Raw genomic sequence first — 266 nt, 5'->3', positions numbered from 1 at the left:
GCACAGTGCAGATACGACGTCCCAGCGGACATATCCACTTCACAGATCATGCCCGCCTTGCTCAAAGATAATTTCTTCCTGAATGAACAGCCGGAATGGAACGTCTGACTTGGCGGGTAGAACGAACCCGCTGCGCGGGATTGGTGCGATGTGGAGGTCTGTCACCACGCCGTGAGCGATCTGTTTTATTTGGAACTGTCCTGATCGGGCCAAGCACTCTGGCTTCTTCCCACCAGAAGGAGCCGGATGATGACAGAGTCCCTGTG

General features: G+C 54.9%; 1 protein-coding gene. It reads right to left on the bottom strand.

What is annotated here, in order from left to right:
- Positions 1 to 39: 39 nt before the first annotated feature.
- The coding region (locus tag B7449_RS22575; RefSeq protein ID WP_048884111.1) for a hypothetical protein at positions 40 to 266 on the bottom strand (227 nt) is incomplete at its 5' end.

It is taken from the genome of Komagataeibacter intermedius TF2 (assembly GCF_000964425.1).
Classification (GTDB): Bacteria; Pseudomonadota; Alphaproteobacteria; order Acetobacterales; family Acetobacteraceae; genus Komagataeibacter; species Komagataeibacter intermedius.
The sequence above is the reverse complement of the archived record's forward strand: the minus strand, read 5'-3'. Positions and strand labels throughout refer to the sequence as shown.